The organism is Pseudomonas sp. SR18 (assembly GCF_023701505.1).
GTDB lineage: Bacteria > Pseudomonadota > Gammaproteobacteria > Pseudomonadales > Pseudomonadaceae > Aquipseudomonas > Aquipseudomonas cyclaminis.
The window spans coordinates 145,507-160,072 of record NZ_JAMQAU010000007.1 but is presented as its reverse complement, the minus strand read 5'-3'; the positions used below and the strand labels follow the sequence as shown (position 1 = coordinate 160,072).

The following is a 14,566-nucleotide window of genomic DNA, read 5'->3' as shown; positions in this document are numbered from 1 at the left end:
CTCATACAACAATCACAAGAGAGATCACCATGAAGCTTAAACACCTGTTCCCCGTCGTTGCGTTGGCTGCCCTGATATCCCAAGCCGTGGAGGCCCGTGAACTCAAAGCCCTGGGCATCAGCATGGGCTCGTTGGGCAACCCGTACTTCGTGACCCTGGCCGACGGCGCAACCGCCCGCGCCAAGGAGCTGAACCCCAGCGTCAAGGTCACCTCGGTGTCGGCCGACTATGACCTGAGCAAGCAGTTCTCACAGATCGATAACTTCATCTCGTCCAAGGTCGACCTGATTCTGATCAACGCCGTGGACCCCTCCGCCATGGCATCGGCGATCAAGAAGGCCCGCGATGCCGGGATCGTCGTGGTCGCGGTGGACGTCGACGCAAAAGGCGTGAACGCTACCGTGCAGACCGACAACGTCGAAGCCGGCAAGCTCGCCTGCCAGTACCTGGTGGACAAGCTCTCGGGCAAAGGCAATGTGATCATCCAGAACGGCCCGCAAGTCACCGCCGTGACCGACCGCGTCAAAGGCTGCAAGGCGGCGCTGGCCGGGGCGCCGGAGATCAAGGTGCTGTCCGACGACCAGGACGGCAAGGGCTCGCGCGAAGGCGGCTTGAATGTGATGCAGGGTTACCTCACGCGCTTCGCCAAAATCGACGGGCTGTTCGCGATCAACGACCCGCAGGCTATCGGCAGCGACCTGGCGGCCAAGCAGCTCAAGCGCAGCGGCATCATCATTACCTCGGTGGACGGCGCGCCGGATATCGAGAACGCCTTGAAGACCGACACCCAGATCCAGGCCTCTGCCAGCCAGGACCCTTGGGCCATGGCCCAGACCGCGGTGAATGTGGGCAATGACATTCTCAATGACAAAGCCCCGGCCGAAGCGGTTACCCTGCTCACCCCCAAACTCATCACGCGCGACAACGTCGGTACGTACAGCGGCTGGTCGAGTAAACATTGATCTTTTGAAAGGAACCGCGCCGTGGTCACCATGGATGACGTGGCAAGCCGGGCGGGGGTGTCGACCTCGACCGTGTCCCATGTGTTGAACGGCACCCGCAAAGTCAGCCCGGCCACGGTGCAGGCGGTGCAGCGGGCGATCCAGGCGTTGGGGTATATCCCCAATACCCTGGCGCGCTCGCTGGCCCGTTCCAGTACCAACACCATTGGCGTGGCGATCTCGGCGTTGTCCAACCATTACTTCAGCGAAACCGTGCACGCGATTGAAACCGAGTGCGCCAAACACGGCTACATGATGCTGTTTGTCGATACCCATGATGACCCGGAGCAGGAGTTGCGGGTGGTCACGGCGCTGCATCACCGGCGCGTCGACGGGATTGTGCTGGCGCCGTCCAACGGCTCGATGGCCCTGGAGTACTTGCAGGCCAACGAGATTCCGGCGGTGCTCGTGGATCGCATGATGAGTGAGCAGTTCGATCAGGTCGGGGTGGAGAATGCGCAGCCGACCCAGGCCCTTATTGAACACCTGGTTGCCCATGGGCATCGCCGTATCGCTTTTATTGCCGGGCGTGCCGGGTTCAGTACCACGGATGAGCGTGTGGCCGGGTATAAAGCGGCGTTGCAGGCGGCGGGGCTGGTGTTTGATGCGCAATTGTTGGTCAACGGCGGCTCCAACACCGAGCCGGCACGCCAGGCCACCGTGCAGTTGCTGCGCCTGGCTGCGCCGCCTACGGCAATCATGGCCGGCAATAACCTGATGACCCTCGGTGCCATGCAGGCACTGCGGGAGGCGCAGATCGAGGTGCCGGGGCAGATGGCCCTGGTGGGCTTCGATGATTTCGATTGGGCGGATTTCTTCGTGCCGCGCTTGAGCCTGATCGCACAGCCGGTCCAGGCCCTCGGCGCACGTGCGGTGGACTTATTGCTGCAACGCATGGCTTCGCCCAGCTCGCCGCCGCAGAGCGTACGACTGGCGCCGACCCTGCAATTACGTAACTCCTGCGGCTGTGATTGATTGGAATAACCCACGTATGAACGGTCCTGTTTCCCTCGGTATTGATCTCGGCACTTCTGAACTCAAGGCCATCCTCATGGACACCGACGGTGCCGTGCTGGCCCATGCCGGCGTGCGCTTGAGTGTGTCGCGGCGCCACAGCGGCTGGTCCGAGCAGGCCCCTGAAGACTGGTGGCAGGCCTGTCTACAGGCCTTGGACCAATTGCGTCGGCATGAGGCGTTTGCCCGTGTGGCCTGTATCGGGTTGTCCGGGCAGATGCACGGTGCGGTTTTACTCGGTGATGACGACCGCGTGCTGTACCCGGCGATCCTGTGGGATGACTCCCGCGCTGTGGCCGAAGCCGAGCAACTGGGGTCGGCGTTTGCCGACGTCACCGGCAGTTTGCCCATGGCCGGGCTGACCGCACCCAAGCTGTTGTGGTTGCAGCGGCATGAGCCTGACGTGTTCAAGGCGATTGACTGCGTGCTGTCGCCCAAGGACTACCTGCGTCTGCGCCTGAGTGGTGAGCGCATCAGCGAGATGTCGGATGCCGCCGGTACGCTGTGGCTGGATGTGGCGCGCCGCGAGTGGTTCGCCCCGATGCTGCACGCAACGGGCCTCACGCCTGCGCAGATGCCCAGGCTGGTGGAAGGTGGTGCGCCGAGTGCGCGTGTGACCGCGAGTGACCTCGGTTTTTCAGCAGACGTTGTGATTGCCGGTGGTGGCGGTGATAACCCGGTGGCCGCTGTGGGGATCGGTGCAATCAACGCCGGTGACGGTTTCATCACCCTGGGCACCAGCGCGGCGATTGTGGCCATTACCGATCATGCCGCTGGCAACCCGGCCAGCGCAGTTCACAGCTTCTGCCATGCGTTGCCCGAGCGCTGGTACACCATGGGCGCCATGCTCGCGGGCGCCAGTTGCCTGCGTTGGGTCACGCGACTGACCGGAACGGCGGATGAGCAAACGTTGCTCGATCAGGTCCATGCGCAATTGCCGATCACCCAGGCGGTGCCGCTGAACACGCCGTTGTTTTTGCCGTACCTGGCCGGGGAGCGCACGCCCCATAACGATCCCTTGTTGCGTGGCGGTTTCATGAACCTGGGGCACGACTGCACACCGGCCATGCTCGGATATGCGGTGATGGAAGGCGTTGGCTTTGGCTTGCTGGATGCGTTGCGCGCCGTGCAATCGGCTGGTGCCAGCGTGGGCGCCTGTGCGCTGGTGGGCGGTGGTGCACGTAGCGAGTATTGGGCGCAGTTATTGGCCAATATCCTTCAGCGGGAAATTCATACCCTGCACGGCAGCGAGCTGAGCGCGTGTATCGGGGCGGCGAAGCTGGGGTTGCTGGCGGTAGGGCAGGGCGAGGAGTTGCTGGCGAAGGGCATGCCGGTCAAGGCGCGCTACCTGCCCGACGAGTCACAACAGCCAGTGCTGGAGGCGCGGTATGTGCAATTTCGAGGCTTACTGAGGGCTGCGCAGGCGCTGCGTAGTTGAAGCAATCAATATCCCCCGAGCTTTGGCGGGGCTGAGTGTGCGGTGTGCCTGACACTGCGCTGACGCAGCCTCGCTTGCGCTCGACAGCGGCTACGCGACGAAGTGAGTACTTGGCATCTAGTCCGCCAACGGCGGCAAACGCCGCTTCACCGGGGTTTTCTTGACGATGGCGGTGTTGGTTTCGGCGTAGACGTTGAGGCGGTCGAGCAAGCTGTCGAGGTGGTCCATGGTGCGCACATGCAGGCGGGCGATAAAGCAGTCTTCGCCCGTCACCTTGTCGCACTCGGTGAACTCGGGGATCGCCTGGATCTGGCGTTCCACTTCCTGCAATTGGCCGGGCAGGGGGCGGATGCGCACGATGGCTTGCAGTAGATAGCCGAAGTGCTTGGGGTCCACGTCTACGGTGTAGTGGGTCAACACGCCGCGCTCTTCCAGGCGGCGCAGGCGTTCACTGACGCTGGGCGAGGACAGCCCGGTAATGCCCGCCAACACCTTGAGCGACAATCGCGAGTCGTCCATCAGCGCCGTGATCAGTTGCTGGTCGATAGTGTCAATCATGGTATTCGCCTAATAAGTAAAGGTGATCCGGGCATCTGGCCTGATTTAGTCGCTGGAGCCGCCACCCAGCAGATTGCCATAATTGAGCCTCACTTGAGGAGCTTCAATCATGGACACATCCATCCGTCGCGGTTTGTGGGAAATGGTCGCCGCCATGCTGATCTCCGGCACCATTGGCTGGTTTGTGCTGGTGTCGGGCGTGTCGGTGATCGAAGTGGTGTTCTGGCGCTGCGTGATCGGCGGGCTGACGTTACTGCTGGTCTGTGCGCTGCTGGGTTACCTGCGCCTGGACCTGCTCAGTTGGGCCAAGCTGGGGTTGGCGATGCTCAGCGGCGTGGCCATCGTCGGTAATTGGCTGCTGCTGTTTGAATCCTATTCCCGTGCGTCCATCGCCATCAGTACGGCGGTGTACAACGTGCAGCCGTTCATATTGGTCATGCTGGCGGCGCTGTTTCTTGGCGAACGGATCACCGTGCAGAAGCTGGCCTGGCTGAGCGTGGCGTTCCTGGGGATGCTGGCAATCGTCACGGCTCATGGCGATCAACAAGGCAGTGGCGGGGATTATATGGCGGGCGTCGCGCTGGCGTTGGGTGCGGCGTTTTTGTATGCGGTCGCGGCGTTGATCATCAAGCGCTTGAAGGGCGTGCCGCCGCATTTGCTGGCATTGATCCAGGTGATCACCGGCGCATTGCTGTTGGCCCCGCTGGTGCCTTGGAACAGCTTGCCGCAGACGAGCTATGCCTGGCCGGCGTTGGTCACCCTCGGTGTGGTCCACACCGGGTTGATGTATGTGTTGCTGTACGGCGCGATCCAGAAACTGCCGACGGCCATGACCGGCGCGCTATCGTTTATCTACCCGATAGCGGCGATAGGTGTCGACTGGATTGCATTCGGACACCAACTGGGTTGGCTGCAATGGCTGGGAGTGGCAACGATTCTGCTGGCGGCTGCCGGGTTGCAGCGGGGCTGGTGGTGGCCCCGCTCCCGCAGTGTCAGTGTGTGCCCTGGAAGATGATTTTGTCCGGGTTGAAATGCTCAACCACGCTGCCCGGCTGCGGCAGGCCAAGGATATGCCCCTTGATCTTGCCCACCACGTGCATCTCGCACGGTTTGCAGTCGAACTTCAGTGTCAGCACTTCGTCGCCATGGATCAATTGCATCGGCGCGACCTTGGTTTTCACGCCCGTCACACCCTTGGCCTGTTTAGGGCACAGGTTGAACGAGAAACGCAGGCAGTGCTTGGTGATCATCACCGGCACTTCGCCGGTTTCTTCATGGGCTTCAAACGCCGCGTCGATCATCTGGACGCCGTGACGGTGGTAGAAGTCGCGGGCCTTCTGGTTGTAAACGTTGGCCAGGAACGACAAATGCGCTTCCGGGTACACCGGCGGCGGGGCGGTTTCGGCCTTGCGTCCACCACGGGGGTGGGCGGCGACACGGGCAGCCGTCAGTGCTTCGATCACTTCACGGCGCAATGCCTTGAGCTGAGAGTTGGGGATGAAGAACGCCTGGGGCGCGTCCAGCTTGATATCCGTTGCGTGGTACTCGGTGGTGCCCAGTTGGCCAAGCAGGTCGCGCAGGGTATCCAGCGCTTGCTCAGGCTTATTGGCCACGCCGAACGGGCCGGGCAGGGTAACGCCAGCACTGATGCCTTCTTCGCTGGTCGCGGTGATTTCCAGTTGCTCTTCACGCAGGCGCGCCACCCACGACAGGCCGATACGGCGCTCGGCTGAGGTCTTGAGCAGTGCCTGTTGCCAGTTATGGTCGAGGTTGCGGTTCAGCGGATGGTGCGGCCGCAACTGGTGCAGGCCGGCGGGCATTTCGTTCGGCTCGACGCGGTAGCGGTAGCGCTTCTGGCCGTCTTCCTCGAACTCGCCCTTGGGCTCGGCGATGTTGGCGCGGAACCCCACCACTTCACGTTTGACCAGCACGTTCAGGCCATCACCGTTGGACAACGGCTCATGGGTGACCACCTGCAGGTCGCGCTTGCCGGCTTTTTCCACGGTCCCTACCGGCAGGCCGGTGAAGGTCGGGGTATCGAAGGCGCCGATGTCGATCTTGCGGTCGCTGACGAAATAGTCGGTGCTGCCACGGTGAAAGGTTTTTTCCGGGTCAGGCAGGAAGAAGTGCACGGTACGGCCGCTGGATGCGCGGGCGAGGTCCGTGCGGTCTTCGAGCACATCGTCGAGGCGCTGGCGGTAATAGGCGGTGATGTTCTTCACATAACCCATGTCCTTGTAGCGGCCTTCGATCTTGAACGAACGCACACCGGCTTCGACCAGGGCGCGGATGTTGGCGCTCTGGTTGTTGTCTTTCATCGACAGCAAGTGTTTTTCAAAGGCCACGACGCGGCCCTGATCGTCTTTCAAGGTGTACGGCAGGCGGCAGGCCTGGGAGCAATCGCCACGGTTGGCGCTGCGGCCATTTTGCGCGTGGGAGATGTTGCACTGCCCGGAGAACGCCACGCACAGGGCGCCGTGGATAAAGAACTCGATGGCGGCATCGGTCTCGTCGGCAATGGCGCGGATTTCTTGCAGGTTCAGCTCACGGGCCAACACCAACTGCGAGAAACCGGCCTGGTCGAGAAACTTTGCGCGGGCCAGGGTGCGGATATCGGTCTGGGTGCTGGCGTGCAGCTCGATGGGCGGGATATCCAGCTCCATTACGCCCAGGTCCTGGACGATCAACGCGTCGACACCGGCATCGTAGAGCTGATGGATCAGCTTGCGTGCGGGTTCCAGTTCGTTGTCATGCAAGATGGTGTTGATGGTGGTGAAGACGCGCGCATGGTAACGGTGGGCGAATTCTACCAACTGAGCGATATCGCTCACGTCGTTACAGGCGTTATGGCGAGCGCCGAAACTGGGGCCGCCGATGTAAATGGCGTCAGCGCCATGCAGGATCGCCTCGCGCGCGATGGCGACATCGCGGGCAGGGCTGAGCAATTCCAGGTGATGCTTGGGCATGGACATAGTTTTTTTAGTCAGGCTTGTCACGGTTGAGGCGCGCATTGTAGCTGTGAAATGCCTGACCGGCACGCACTCAGGCCTTGGCGGCCATCGCGGTCACTTCCACGCGCATGCCTTCTACCGCCAACGCAGCTACGCCAACCGCCGCACGCACGGGCCACGGCTTGGCGAAGAAGCGTTTGTAGACCTCGTTGAACGCGGCGCGATCGGCCATATCCGTCAGATAGATGGTCAGGTGCATCACCCGGTCCATGGAGCTGCCGGCCTTTTCCAGCGCGACTTTCAGGGCTTGCAGGGTGCATTCGCATTGCAGGGTGATATCGCCCAGCTCCAGGCTGCCGTCAGCGCGGGTCGGGATCTGGGTGGAGACCAGGATGCCGTTGAAACCGATCACGTCGGAGGAGATGGAATCGGCATCAGGATCGGGGGTGTAGGACAGGTCGTGGTTGGCCATGGGTGCCTCTCGTTGGACGGTTCGTAAAGGCGCCCATGGTCCCCGAAATCAGCCGCTTGGGCAAACCCGCGGGAGCAGCTTTTTGACGCCAGAAAATAAATATCAACGCCGCGTAAAGTCGCGTATTCAGCCGCCGATAGCGAGTTAGAGATAGCTTCTGCACACGGTTGAGGTTCACGTCATGTTCAATACAACGCTTAAAACAGAACTGGCAGCCAGGACGGCCGAAGTCACCGAATACAAGGGACTGATTGCAGCACTCGAACGCTCCATGGCCGTTGTCGAATTTGACCTCAATGGCAAGGTGTTAAGCGCTAACGACAACTTTCTGCGGACGCTGGGTTACAGCCGCGAGCAGCTGGCCGGTAAATCCCATCGTGATTTTTGCTTGCCGGCGCTCACCAGCAGCCCGGCCTACGGCCAGTTCTGGGCGGACCTCAAGGCGGGCAAGTTTGTGTCGGGCAAGTTCAGGCGGGTGGACGCCCAAGGCAAGACCATTTGGCTTGAGGCCAGCTACAACCCGGTCCTGGATGAGGGTGGCCGGGTATTGAAAGTGGTCAAGTACGCGCTGGACATCACCGCCAGCGTCGAACAGGAAGCGGCTACCCGCAGCAAACTGGCGGCGCTGGACCGGGCAATGGCTGTCATCGAATTCGACTTGAACGGCCAGGTACTGGACGCCAACGCCAATTTCCAGAACGTCATGGGGTATTCGCTGGCTGAGCTCAAAGGCAAACATCACCGCCTGTTTTGCGAACCCACCTTGATCAACAGCCACGAGTACGCCGACTTCTGGCGCCGCTTGAACAACGGCGAATTCTTCACCGGGCAATTCAAACGCCTTGGCAAACATGGCCGCGTCGTGTGGCTGGAAGCGAGTTACAACCCGGTCTACGACGGCGACGGCAAGCTGCTCAAGATCGTCAAGTTCGCGAGTGACATCACCGAACGCGTGGAGAAGTTCGAAGAAGACTCCCGTGGCGCCTCGCGGGCTTACCACATCTCGTCCGAAACCGAACGGTTTGCCGAGCACGGCACCCAGGTCATTCAGGAAACTGCCACGGAGATGCGCCGGATTGCTGAAAACATCGGCTCCTCGGCGCGCCTGGTCGGGCAACTGGGCGATCGTTCCGAGCAAATCACCGCGATCGTCAACACTATTCGTGGCATTGCCGACCAGACCAACCTGCTGGCACTCAACGCCGCCATCGAAGCCGCACGGGCCGGCGACCAAGGCCGGGGCTTCGCGGTAGTGGCCGACGAAGTCCGGCAACTGGCTGGCCGAACCAGCCGCTCCACGGCGGAAATCGCCGAGATGATCGGCATGATCCTCTCCGAAACCCGCGACGCAGTGACCAGCATGAATGCCACCCAGGAGGGCGCGCAACGTGGCGTTCAACTGGCGGACCAGGCAGGTTCGGTGATCTTGCAGATTCGCACCAGCACCAGCGATGCGGTGCAGGCGGTGAGTATGTTTGCGTCGAAGCTGGATGAGTCGGAGGTGATTCCCAAGGCTGCCGTAGGTTGGGTTGGCTGATAGCGGGGAGCAGATCAGCTTTTGTGGTGAGCGGGCTTGTCGAATCGTCGCACAGCCCGCGTTGGGACTGCTACCTACTCTTTGACGTCCATGAACTCTTCAGCCCACGCCACGTAGCTTTCGGGCAGCGTGTAGGTGTGCGTCAGTTCGGTCGCGCTGAGGTTGGAGGTGCTGTGGGTCAACTGGCGTTGGGCACGCAAGCTGTCGTAAGTGGCTTTGATCGCCGCGAAATAGGCGCCATGCCCGGCAACCACCACGCGCACGCCCAGGCTGGCCAGACGCTGGGCGTCGTTGAGCTTGGGATTGCCGTAAGTCACCAGCATCAAGGGAACGGTGAGCTTTTCTGCGATCTTTTCCAGGTGTTCGAAGTCGCTCACACCCACCATGCAGATCCCATCCGCACCGGCTTTTTGATAGGCCAGGGTGCGTTCGATCACCGCTTCGGTGGGCAATACACCCGCATTGGTCCGGGCAATGATCGACAGCTCAGGGTCGACACGGGCTTCCAGGGCGGCGCGGACTTTGCCGATGCCTTCCTCGATGGAAATCAGGTCAGTGGATTTACGCCCGAATTGCGCCGGCAGCAAGGTGTCTTCAATCGTCAATGCGGCCACGCCGGCGCGCTCTAGTTCTTCGACGGTGCGCATCACGTTGAGGGCGTTGCCGTAGCCGTGGTCGGCATCTGCAATAAACGGCAGTTGGGCCACACGCCCGATGCGCGTGGCCTGCTCAACGAACTCACTCAAGGTAATCAACGCAAAATCGGGCGCCGCCAAGACCTGCAACGACGCGACTGACCCTCCCAGGATACCCACCTCAAACCCCAGGTCTGCCGCGATGCGTGCGGACATGGGGTCGAATACGGAAGCGGTTTCAACGCAGCTCGGCTTGGCAAGCAATTCACGGAAGTTACGGCGCAGCGCTGAGTGAGATTTTTTGGGCATGTTCTTTCCTGGCTCTGATCGTCATATGACGACTTATGTCTATTCGTGGTCGCGCGAGATTACCATGCAGGCGGGCCGGGGATTATGACGTTTGAGCATGGGGTATGCGCGAAACAGATGTAGCACGCTCACCTAAAAATGCACGTAAGACATTATTATAGAATTACGTTATGCGTTATGGGTATTTTACAGCTGCCGTGGCGCACCTCATCGTATGGCGCAGATTATTCCTGTTAACACGACCGAGACCGTACGCACGGATCGACTTGAACTGCCTGACAAGGCATCTGGAGACGAACGTGCGTTACCTGACAACACTGACGGCCGGGTTGGCCGCCGCCTTGCTGAGCCTGACCGCGACGGCGCAAACGCTGGTGGTTGGTGACCAAAGCTACAACGCCCAGGCCGTGATGGAAGCGGCGGGGGTGCTTGATGATTTGCCCTATACCCTGGAATGGAAGCAATTTACCGCCGGGTCGCCGGTTGCTGAGGCGCTCAATGTCGGCAGCCTGGATATAGGCCTGCTGGGGGATGCGCCGGTGCTGTTTCTGGGCGCATTGGGCGCGCCGATCAAAGTGATTGCGGTCAGCCGGCAAAGCCTCGACGGCGTGGCCATCCTGGTCAGCAAGGATTCGCCCATCAAGAGCCTTGCCGATCTCAAGGGCAAGCGTGCGGCGATCTGGAAAGGCTCCTGGAGCCAGCAACTGCTGCTGACGGCGCTGGATAAAGCCGGCGTGGCCCGCGACTCGCTGGAGCTGCGCTACCTCAGCGCGCTGGACGCCTCCCATGCGCTGGAAGGCGGCTCGGTTGACGTCATCGCGACCTGGGAACCTTACGTGACACAACAGGAACGCCAAGGTGCGCGGGTGCTCGCCACGGCTGAAGGCTTGATTCCAGCACAGAGTTTCATTGCCGCCAACGCCAGTGCCGTGGACGCCAAACGGGCGCCCATCAACGATTTTCTGCAGCGCCTGAAAAAGGCGCGTGACTGGGCTCGCCAAGCGCCGGCCAACACCGATGCTTACGCCGATGCGTGGGCCAAACGTACCCGAGCGGACGCGGATATCGCCCGCACCTGGTTTGCCCGTGCGCGCACCACCGTAGAGCCCGTGACCGCCCAATCTTCCGTTGAGGCGCAAAAGACCGTGGACTTTTTTACCGGCCAGGGCTTGGTCAAGTCTTACTCGGCCGCCAGCCTGTTCGATGACTCGTTCGCGGCGTCCTTGCAGCCTGCCGTTGCCAATAAACAGCCGTGAACAGGAAGCCTCTGCAATGACCAAACGACAACTCAAACTGGGCGCCCTGACCATGGGCAGCGGCGGGCCGGGTCGCCACAACTTGTGGCTTGACCCGCAGCTGCCAGCGGATGCCAGCGTCAACATCGACTGGTATATCGACATTGCGCGTCAGGCCGAAGCGGCGCTGTTCGACCTCATATTCATCGTCGACAGCCAGTTCATCACGCCGGGCTCGCCGTCCCATTACCTCAATCGCCTGGAACCACTGACCCTGTTATCGGCGCTCGCCGTGAGCACCCGCCATATCGGCCTCGTCGGCACGCTGACCACGTCTTACAACTCGCCGTACAACGTGGCGCGGCGCCTGGCTTCATTGGACCTGATCAGCAAAGGTCGTGCAGGTTGGAACGTGGTGACCAGCGGCGACGCCGGCACTGCGGGCAATTACAGCCGGGATGAACACTACGACTACGACACACGCTACGGCCGCGCAGCCGAACACGTCCAGGTAGTGCAGGGGTTGTGGAGCTCCTACGAGGAGGATGCATTCGTGCGCGACCGGGCGACCGGGCAGTTTTTGGATCCCAGCAAGCTGCATAGCCTGAACCACCAGGGCGAACACTTTTCGGTGGTCGGCCCGTTGAATATCCAACGTTCAGCGCAAGGCCAACCGGTGATCTTCCAGGCCGGTGATTCGCAGCAGGGCCGCGAGCTGGGTGCTGCGACGGCGGATGTGATCTTCACCCATGCTGCGAGTATCGAGCAGGGCCAGGCTTTCTATCAGGATATAAAGGGCAGGGCGGTGCAACAGGGGCGCGACCCGGAGCAATTGCTGGTGATGCCGGGCGCCGAGATTTATGTCGGCGACACCGATGCACACGCGCGGGAAATCGAGCAGCACTATCATCAGACCGACCATAGCTTTGAGCTCGCACTGAAGGAGTTTGGGCGCAATTTCGGCTGGCATGATTTCAGCCAGTACGACCTCGATGCGCCGTTTCCACAGCAAAGTCTGGAAGCGGCACGCAGCAGCTTCTTTACTGCCGCCAAACGCATTGCAGACCATGCACGGGAAAAAGGCTTCACGTTGCGTCAGACCGTGGAGTTTGGCCGGCAGTTGCGTCCGGGCGCTTTTGTGGGATCGGCTGAAACCGTCGCACGGAAAATGGCCGAATGGTTCGAAGCACGGGCTGTGGATGGGTTCAACATCTATATAGGGCATCCGCAGCAGTTCACGCGGTTTACCCAGGAAGTGATCCCTTTGTTACAGGCGCGAGGTGTGTATCGCACGGCGTATGAAGGCACGACGTTGCGCGAAAGCCTGGGCCTTGCGATTCCGAGGTTCGTGCGCGAGTGATGCTAGAGTGCGCATCGGTTTTCAACTGATGTATGAAGAATGAGTTCTCAGCTGTTTATTACCCTGGATGGGCCCAAGGGCGTTGGCAAAACTACGCTTTTGGAGGCCGTCACGACCGTATTGAGGGCAGACAGCCTGAAGGTGATCCGGCTTTGCGAAAGCAAAAGTGACCCACATCGAGCGCAAACGATGGCCCTCGTCAACGAACTCGTCAGACATCCAAGTCGGGAATTGGAACTGAGGGTTTGCGAGCGTTTTGCTGAGAGTCGGGCGTGGATCACTCAGCACGTGCTGCCCAAACAGCCACGGGACAGCCTCATATTGATTGATCGTTGGTACCCATCGGACGCAGCGTTTCGCCGGACCGTGCCGTTCGCAGAGATTCTTCAGTTGAACCTTGATCGAAACGTGCGAGTGCCAGACCTGCACGTCGGCGTCGTCACCGCGCCTGAGATCTCATGGGCGCGAGCGGCAGCACGACGACGCGGGTTAAGCAGTACGGTCATGCATGCGCTGGAAGAACATGTTGCCAGCACCCAGGCGTTTGAGCAGGCGGCTGCCGAACATGGCTGGGTGTTGTGCCGTAATGAAGGAACGATCGAAGAGGCAACGATGCAGGTGGTGGCTGAGATTCAGAGAGTGGTGTGAGTCAATCAGTGGAGCACGCAATATAGAAACATAATTTAACATAATATACATTATGCGTAACTATATGTGTCTGACTGCCAGGCGTAGGGCTGAAGAATTCACGCACCACGCCAGCCTTTTTCACCGGCCTGATGGCACTGCTTCAAGTGTCATCTTTACTCGTCGCACCGGATGTCGATCAGTGTCTTGGAGATTTTTGCATGAAGCTGCTTGCAGGCTTGGTGTTCTCGCTCGCATTGCTTGCTCAGTGGCTGCGATAACAGCTTCAACAACAATATCCCCAAGGTCACTGCAAACGATCCCGGCACGCCGCAACAGCAACGCCATCGGCTTTATCGATCAGATGCCGGACGCACCCGCCGGAAATTACCCAGTGATCGAGTTCGCCTCGACGTTTGCCACGACCGCTGTCCAAGAGAAAGTGATCGTGCGTGACGACGACAAGCACTGGGGAATCGTCGGTTATTTCGTCAATATGCGCGTTGTTTTCGGTGAGGTCGCCAAGAAAGCCCCCTAGCCGGACCCCGCCTCAGTTATTCAATAATGATATAACTCAACTAAATATCTATTTAGTTGAGTTATATAAACAGCGTTCCGGCCCTGCCCACGTCAAAGCTGAAAACGGTCTACCGATTGCGACAATTTACCCGCCAGACTGGACAGTTCATCCGTGGTCGACGCCGTTTGCCCAATCACGCGGCTGTTGTTTTCCGACATGCCGGCGATCATTTCCACCTGATGCGAGATCTCATTACTGGCCAGGCTCTGCTCGCCAATAGTGCGCGAAATGTCATTCACCAACTCTGTGGTGTTCAACGTGGCCTGCAGAATCTCGCGGATTGCCCGTTCGACTTCCGCCGTCACTGCCATGCCTTTGTCCACTTGTGTGACGCCCTCCTCCATGCTGGTCACCGCCTCCCGGGTGTTTTGCTGGATACGTGCGACCATGCTGGCAATTTCCTGGGTCGAGGCACTGGTGCGGCCCGCCAGGCTGCGCACTTCATCGGCGACCACGGCAAACCCCCGGCCTTGTTCACCTGCACGCGCCGCTTCAATCGCGGCGTTGAGGGCCAACAGGTTGGTCTGGTCGGCAATGCCTTTGATGACTTGGATAATGCTGAAAATCGCCTCGGACTCCTTGTCCAGCGTACGGATCACTTGGGCCGATTGCTGCGCCGAACGGGCAATGCCATCCATGTCCTTGACCACTTGGTGAATGACTCGGCCACCATCCTTGGCCAAGGCTTCAGCCTGGTTGGCCATGTCCAGGGCGCGGCCGGCGTGGCGGGTGATTTCTTCGATGCTCGCCGTCATTTCACTGGCTGCTGCCGCCATGGTGCTGGCGGCCGCACTTTGTTGCTGGCTGCTGCCGGCGACTTCATGGCAGCCGTGGCTCAATTGTTCGCTC

General features: G+C 60.4%; 14 protein-coding genes. 9 read left to right on the top strand and 5 right to left on the bottom strand.

The window, feature by feature from the left end; translation table 11 throughout:
- Nucleotides 1-29 precede the first annotated feature (29 nt).
- The 3 genes from NDJ82_RS13010 to xylB are packed head-to-tail and all read left to right on the top strand — an operon-like array spanning nucleotide 30 to nucleotide 3,453.
- On the top strand, nucleotides 30-962 hold the full coding sequence (locus tag NDJ82_RS13010; RefSeq protein ID WP_250925642.1) for an ABC transporter substrate-binding protein: 933 nt from the start codon (nucleotides 30-32) through the stop codon (nucleotides 960-962).
- 21 nt (nucleotides 963-983) lie between these two features.
- Nucleotides 984-1,976: a LacI family DNA-binding transcriptional regulator gene (locus NDJ82_RS13005; RefSeq protein ID WP_099582921.1), complete on the top strand. Its 993-nt coding sequence runs from the start codon at nucleotides 984-986 to the stop codon at nucleotides 1,974-1,976.
- 16 nt (nucleotides 1,977-1,992) lie between these two features.
- On the top strand, nucleotides 1,993-3,453 hold the full coding sequence (gene xylB / locus NDJ82_RS13000) for a xylulokinase (protein ID WP_250925641.1): 1,461 nt from the start codon (nucleotides 1,993-1,995) through the stop codon (nucleotides 3,451-3,453).
- A 117-nt stretch (nucleotides 3,454-3,570) separates the two neighbouring features.
- Here xylB and NDJ82_RS12995 read toward each other — a convergent pair whose 3' ends face one another.
- Nucleotides 3,571-4,011, bottom strand: a complete 441-nt coding sequence (locus NDJ82_RS12995; protein ID WP_099582924.1) for an Lrp/AsnC family transcriptional regulator — start codon at nucleotides 4,009-4,011, stop codon at nucleotides 3,571-3,573.
- A 109-nt stretch (nucleotides 4,012-4,120) separates the two neighbouring features.
- Between NDJ82_RS12995 and NDJ82_RS12990 the strand changes: the two genes are divergently transcribed.
- Nucleotides 4,121-5,026 carry a DMT family transporter gene (locus NDJ82_RS12990; protein ID WP_250925640.1) on the top strand — a complete coding sequence of 302 codons (906 nt, stop codon included), beginning with the start codon at nucleotides 4,121-4,123 and terminating at the stop codon, nucleotides 5,024-5,026.
- On the opposite strand, the gene NDJ82_RS12985 is transcribed toward NDJ82_RS12990, so the two are convergent.
- Nucleotides 5,004-6,983, bottom strand: a complete 1,980-nt coding sequence (locus NDJ82_RS12985; protein ID WP_250925639.1) for a peptidase U32 family protein — start codon at nucleotides 6,981-6,983, stop codon at nucleotides 5,004-5,006. The genes NDJ82_RS12990 and NDJ82_RS12985 overlap by 23 nt on opposite strands.
- 70 nt (nucleotides 6,984-7,053) lie before the next feature.
- Complete coding sequence (locus NDJ82_RS12980; protein ID WP_099582929.1) at nucleotides 7,054-7,434, bottom strand: RidA family protein; 381 nt, start codon at nucleotides 7,432-7,434, stop codon at nucleotides 7,054-7,056.
- A 181-nt stretch (nucleotides 7,435-7,615) separates the two neighbouring features.
- Here NDJ82_RS12980 and NDJ82_RS27430 point away from each other — a divergent pair, with 181 nt between their 5' ends.
- Nucleotides 7,616-8,971, top strand: coding sequence for a methyl-accepting chemotaxis protein (locus NDJ82_RS27430; protein WP_284738593.1), 1,356 nt, complete (start codon nucleotides 7,616-7,618; stop codon nucleotides 8,969-8,971).
- Between the two features lie 74 nt (nucleotides 8,972-9,045).
- Here NDJ82_RS27430 and NDJ82_RS12965 read toward each other — a convergent pair whose 3' ends face one another.
- Nucleotides 9,046-9,915, bottom strand: coding sequence for an oxaloacetate decarboxylase (locus NDJ82_RS12965; protein WP_099582933.1), 870 nt, complete (start codon nucleotides 9,913-9,915; stop codon nucleotides 9,046-9,048).
- A gap of 299 nt (nucleotides 9,916-10,214) precedes the next feature.
- Between NDJ82_RS12965 and NDJ82_RS12960 the strand changes: the two genes are divergently transcribed.
- From NDJ82_RS12960 to NDJ82_RS12945, 4 genes are all read left to right on the top strand, one after another.
- The gene (locus NDJ82_RS12960) at nucleotides 10,215-11,171 is read left to right on the top strand and encodes an ABC transporter substrate-binding protein (RefSeq protein ID WP_099582938.1); all 957 of its coding nucleotides are present in this window, start codon (nucleotides 10,215-10,217) and stop codon (nucleotides 11,169-11,171) included.
- Between the two features lie 16 nt (nucleotides 11,172-11,187).
- Nucleotides 11,188-12,510: an LLM class flavin-dependent oxidoreductase gene (locus NDJ82_RS12955; RefSeq protein WP_250925638.1), complete on the top strand. Its 1,323-nt coding sequence runs from the start codon at nucleotides 11,188-11,190 to the stop codon at nucleotides 12,508-12,510.
- Between the two features lie 39 nt (nucleotides 12,511-12,549).
- On the top strand, nucleotides 12,550-13,158 hold the full coding sequence (locus tag NDJ82_RS12950; RefSeq protein ID WP_250925637.1) for a dTMP kinase: 609 nt from the start codon (nucleotides 12,550-12,552) through the stop codon (nucleotides 13,156-13,158).
- Nucleotides 13,159-13,354: 196 nt separating this feature from the next.
- On the top strand, nucleotides 13,355-13,675 hold the full coding sequence (locus tag NDJ82_RS12945; protein ID WP_250925636.1) for a DUF4019 domain-containing protein: 321 nt from the start codon (nucleotides 13,355-13,357) through the stop codon (nucleotides 13,673-13,675).
- A gap of 92 nt (nucleotides 13,676-13,767) precedes the next feature.
- Here the strand turns inward: NDJ82_RS12945 and NDJ82_RS27675 are convergent, their stop codons facing one another.
- A complete protein-coding gene (locus NDJ82_RS27675) occupies nucleotides 13,768-14,493 on the bottom strand; it encodes a methyl-accepting chemotaxis protein (RefSeq protein WP_400524674.1) in 726 nt (241 codons plus the stop codon).
- Nucleotides 14,494-14,566: the final 73 nt, after the last annotated feature.

Excerpts from the sequence above, each read along its gene's own strand:
- NDJ82_RS13010 (WP_250925642.1), top strand. The coding sequence starts at position 30 with ATGAAGCTTAAACACCTGTTCCCCGTCGTTGCGTTGGCTGCCCTGATA.
- xylB (WP_250925641.1), top strand. The coding sequence starts at position 1,993 with ATGAACGGTCCTGTTTCCCTCGGTATTGATCTCGGCACTTCTGAACTC.
- NDJ82_RS12995 (WP_099582924.1), bottom strand. The coding sequence starts at position 4,011 with ATGATTGACACTATCGACCAGCAACTGATCACGGCGCTGATGGACGAC.
- NDJ82_RS12990 (WP_250925640.1), top strand. The coding sequence starts at position 4,121 with ATGGACACATCCATCCGTCGCGGTTTGTGGGAAATGGTCGCCGCCATG.
- NDJ82_RS12985 (WP_250925639.1), bottom strand. The coding sequence starts at position 6,983 with ATGTCCATGCCCAAGCATCACCTGGAATTGCTCAGCCCTGCCCGCGAT.
- NDJ82_RS12980 (WP_099582929.1), bottom strand. The coding sequence starts at position 7,434 with ATGGCCAACCACGACCTGTCCTACACCCCCGATCCTGATGCCGATTCC.
- NDJ82_RS27430 (WP_284738593.1), top strand. The coding sequence starts at position 7,616 with ATGTTCAATACAACGCTTAAAACAGAACTGGCAGCCAGGACGGCCGAA.
- NDJ82_RS12965 (WP_099582933.1), bottom strand. The coding sequence starts at position 9,915 with ATGCCCAAAAAATCTCACTCAGCGCTGCGCCGTAACTTCCGTGAATTG.
- NDJ82_RS12955 (WP_250925638.1), top strand. The coding sequence starts at position 11,188 with ATGACCAAACGACAACTCAAACTGGGCGCCCTGACCATGGGCAGCGGC.
- NDJ82_RS12950 (WP_250925637.1), top strand. The coding sequence starts at position 12,550 with ATGAGTTCTCAGCTGTTTATTACCCTGGATGGGCCCAAGGGCGTTGGC.
- NDJ82_RS27675 (WP_400524674.1), bottom strand. The coding sequence starts at position 14,493 with ATGGCGGCAGCAGCCAGTGAAATGACGGCGAGCATCGAAGAAATCACC.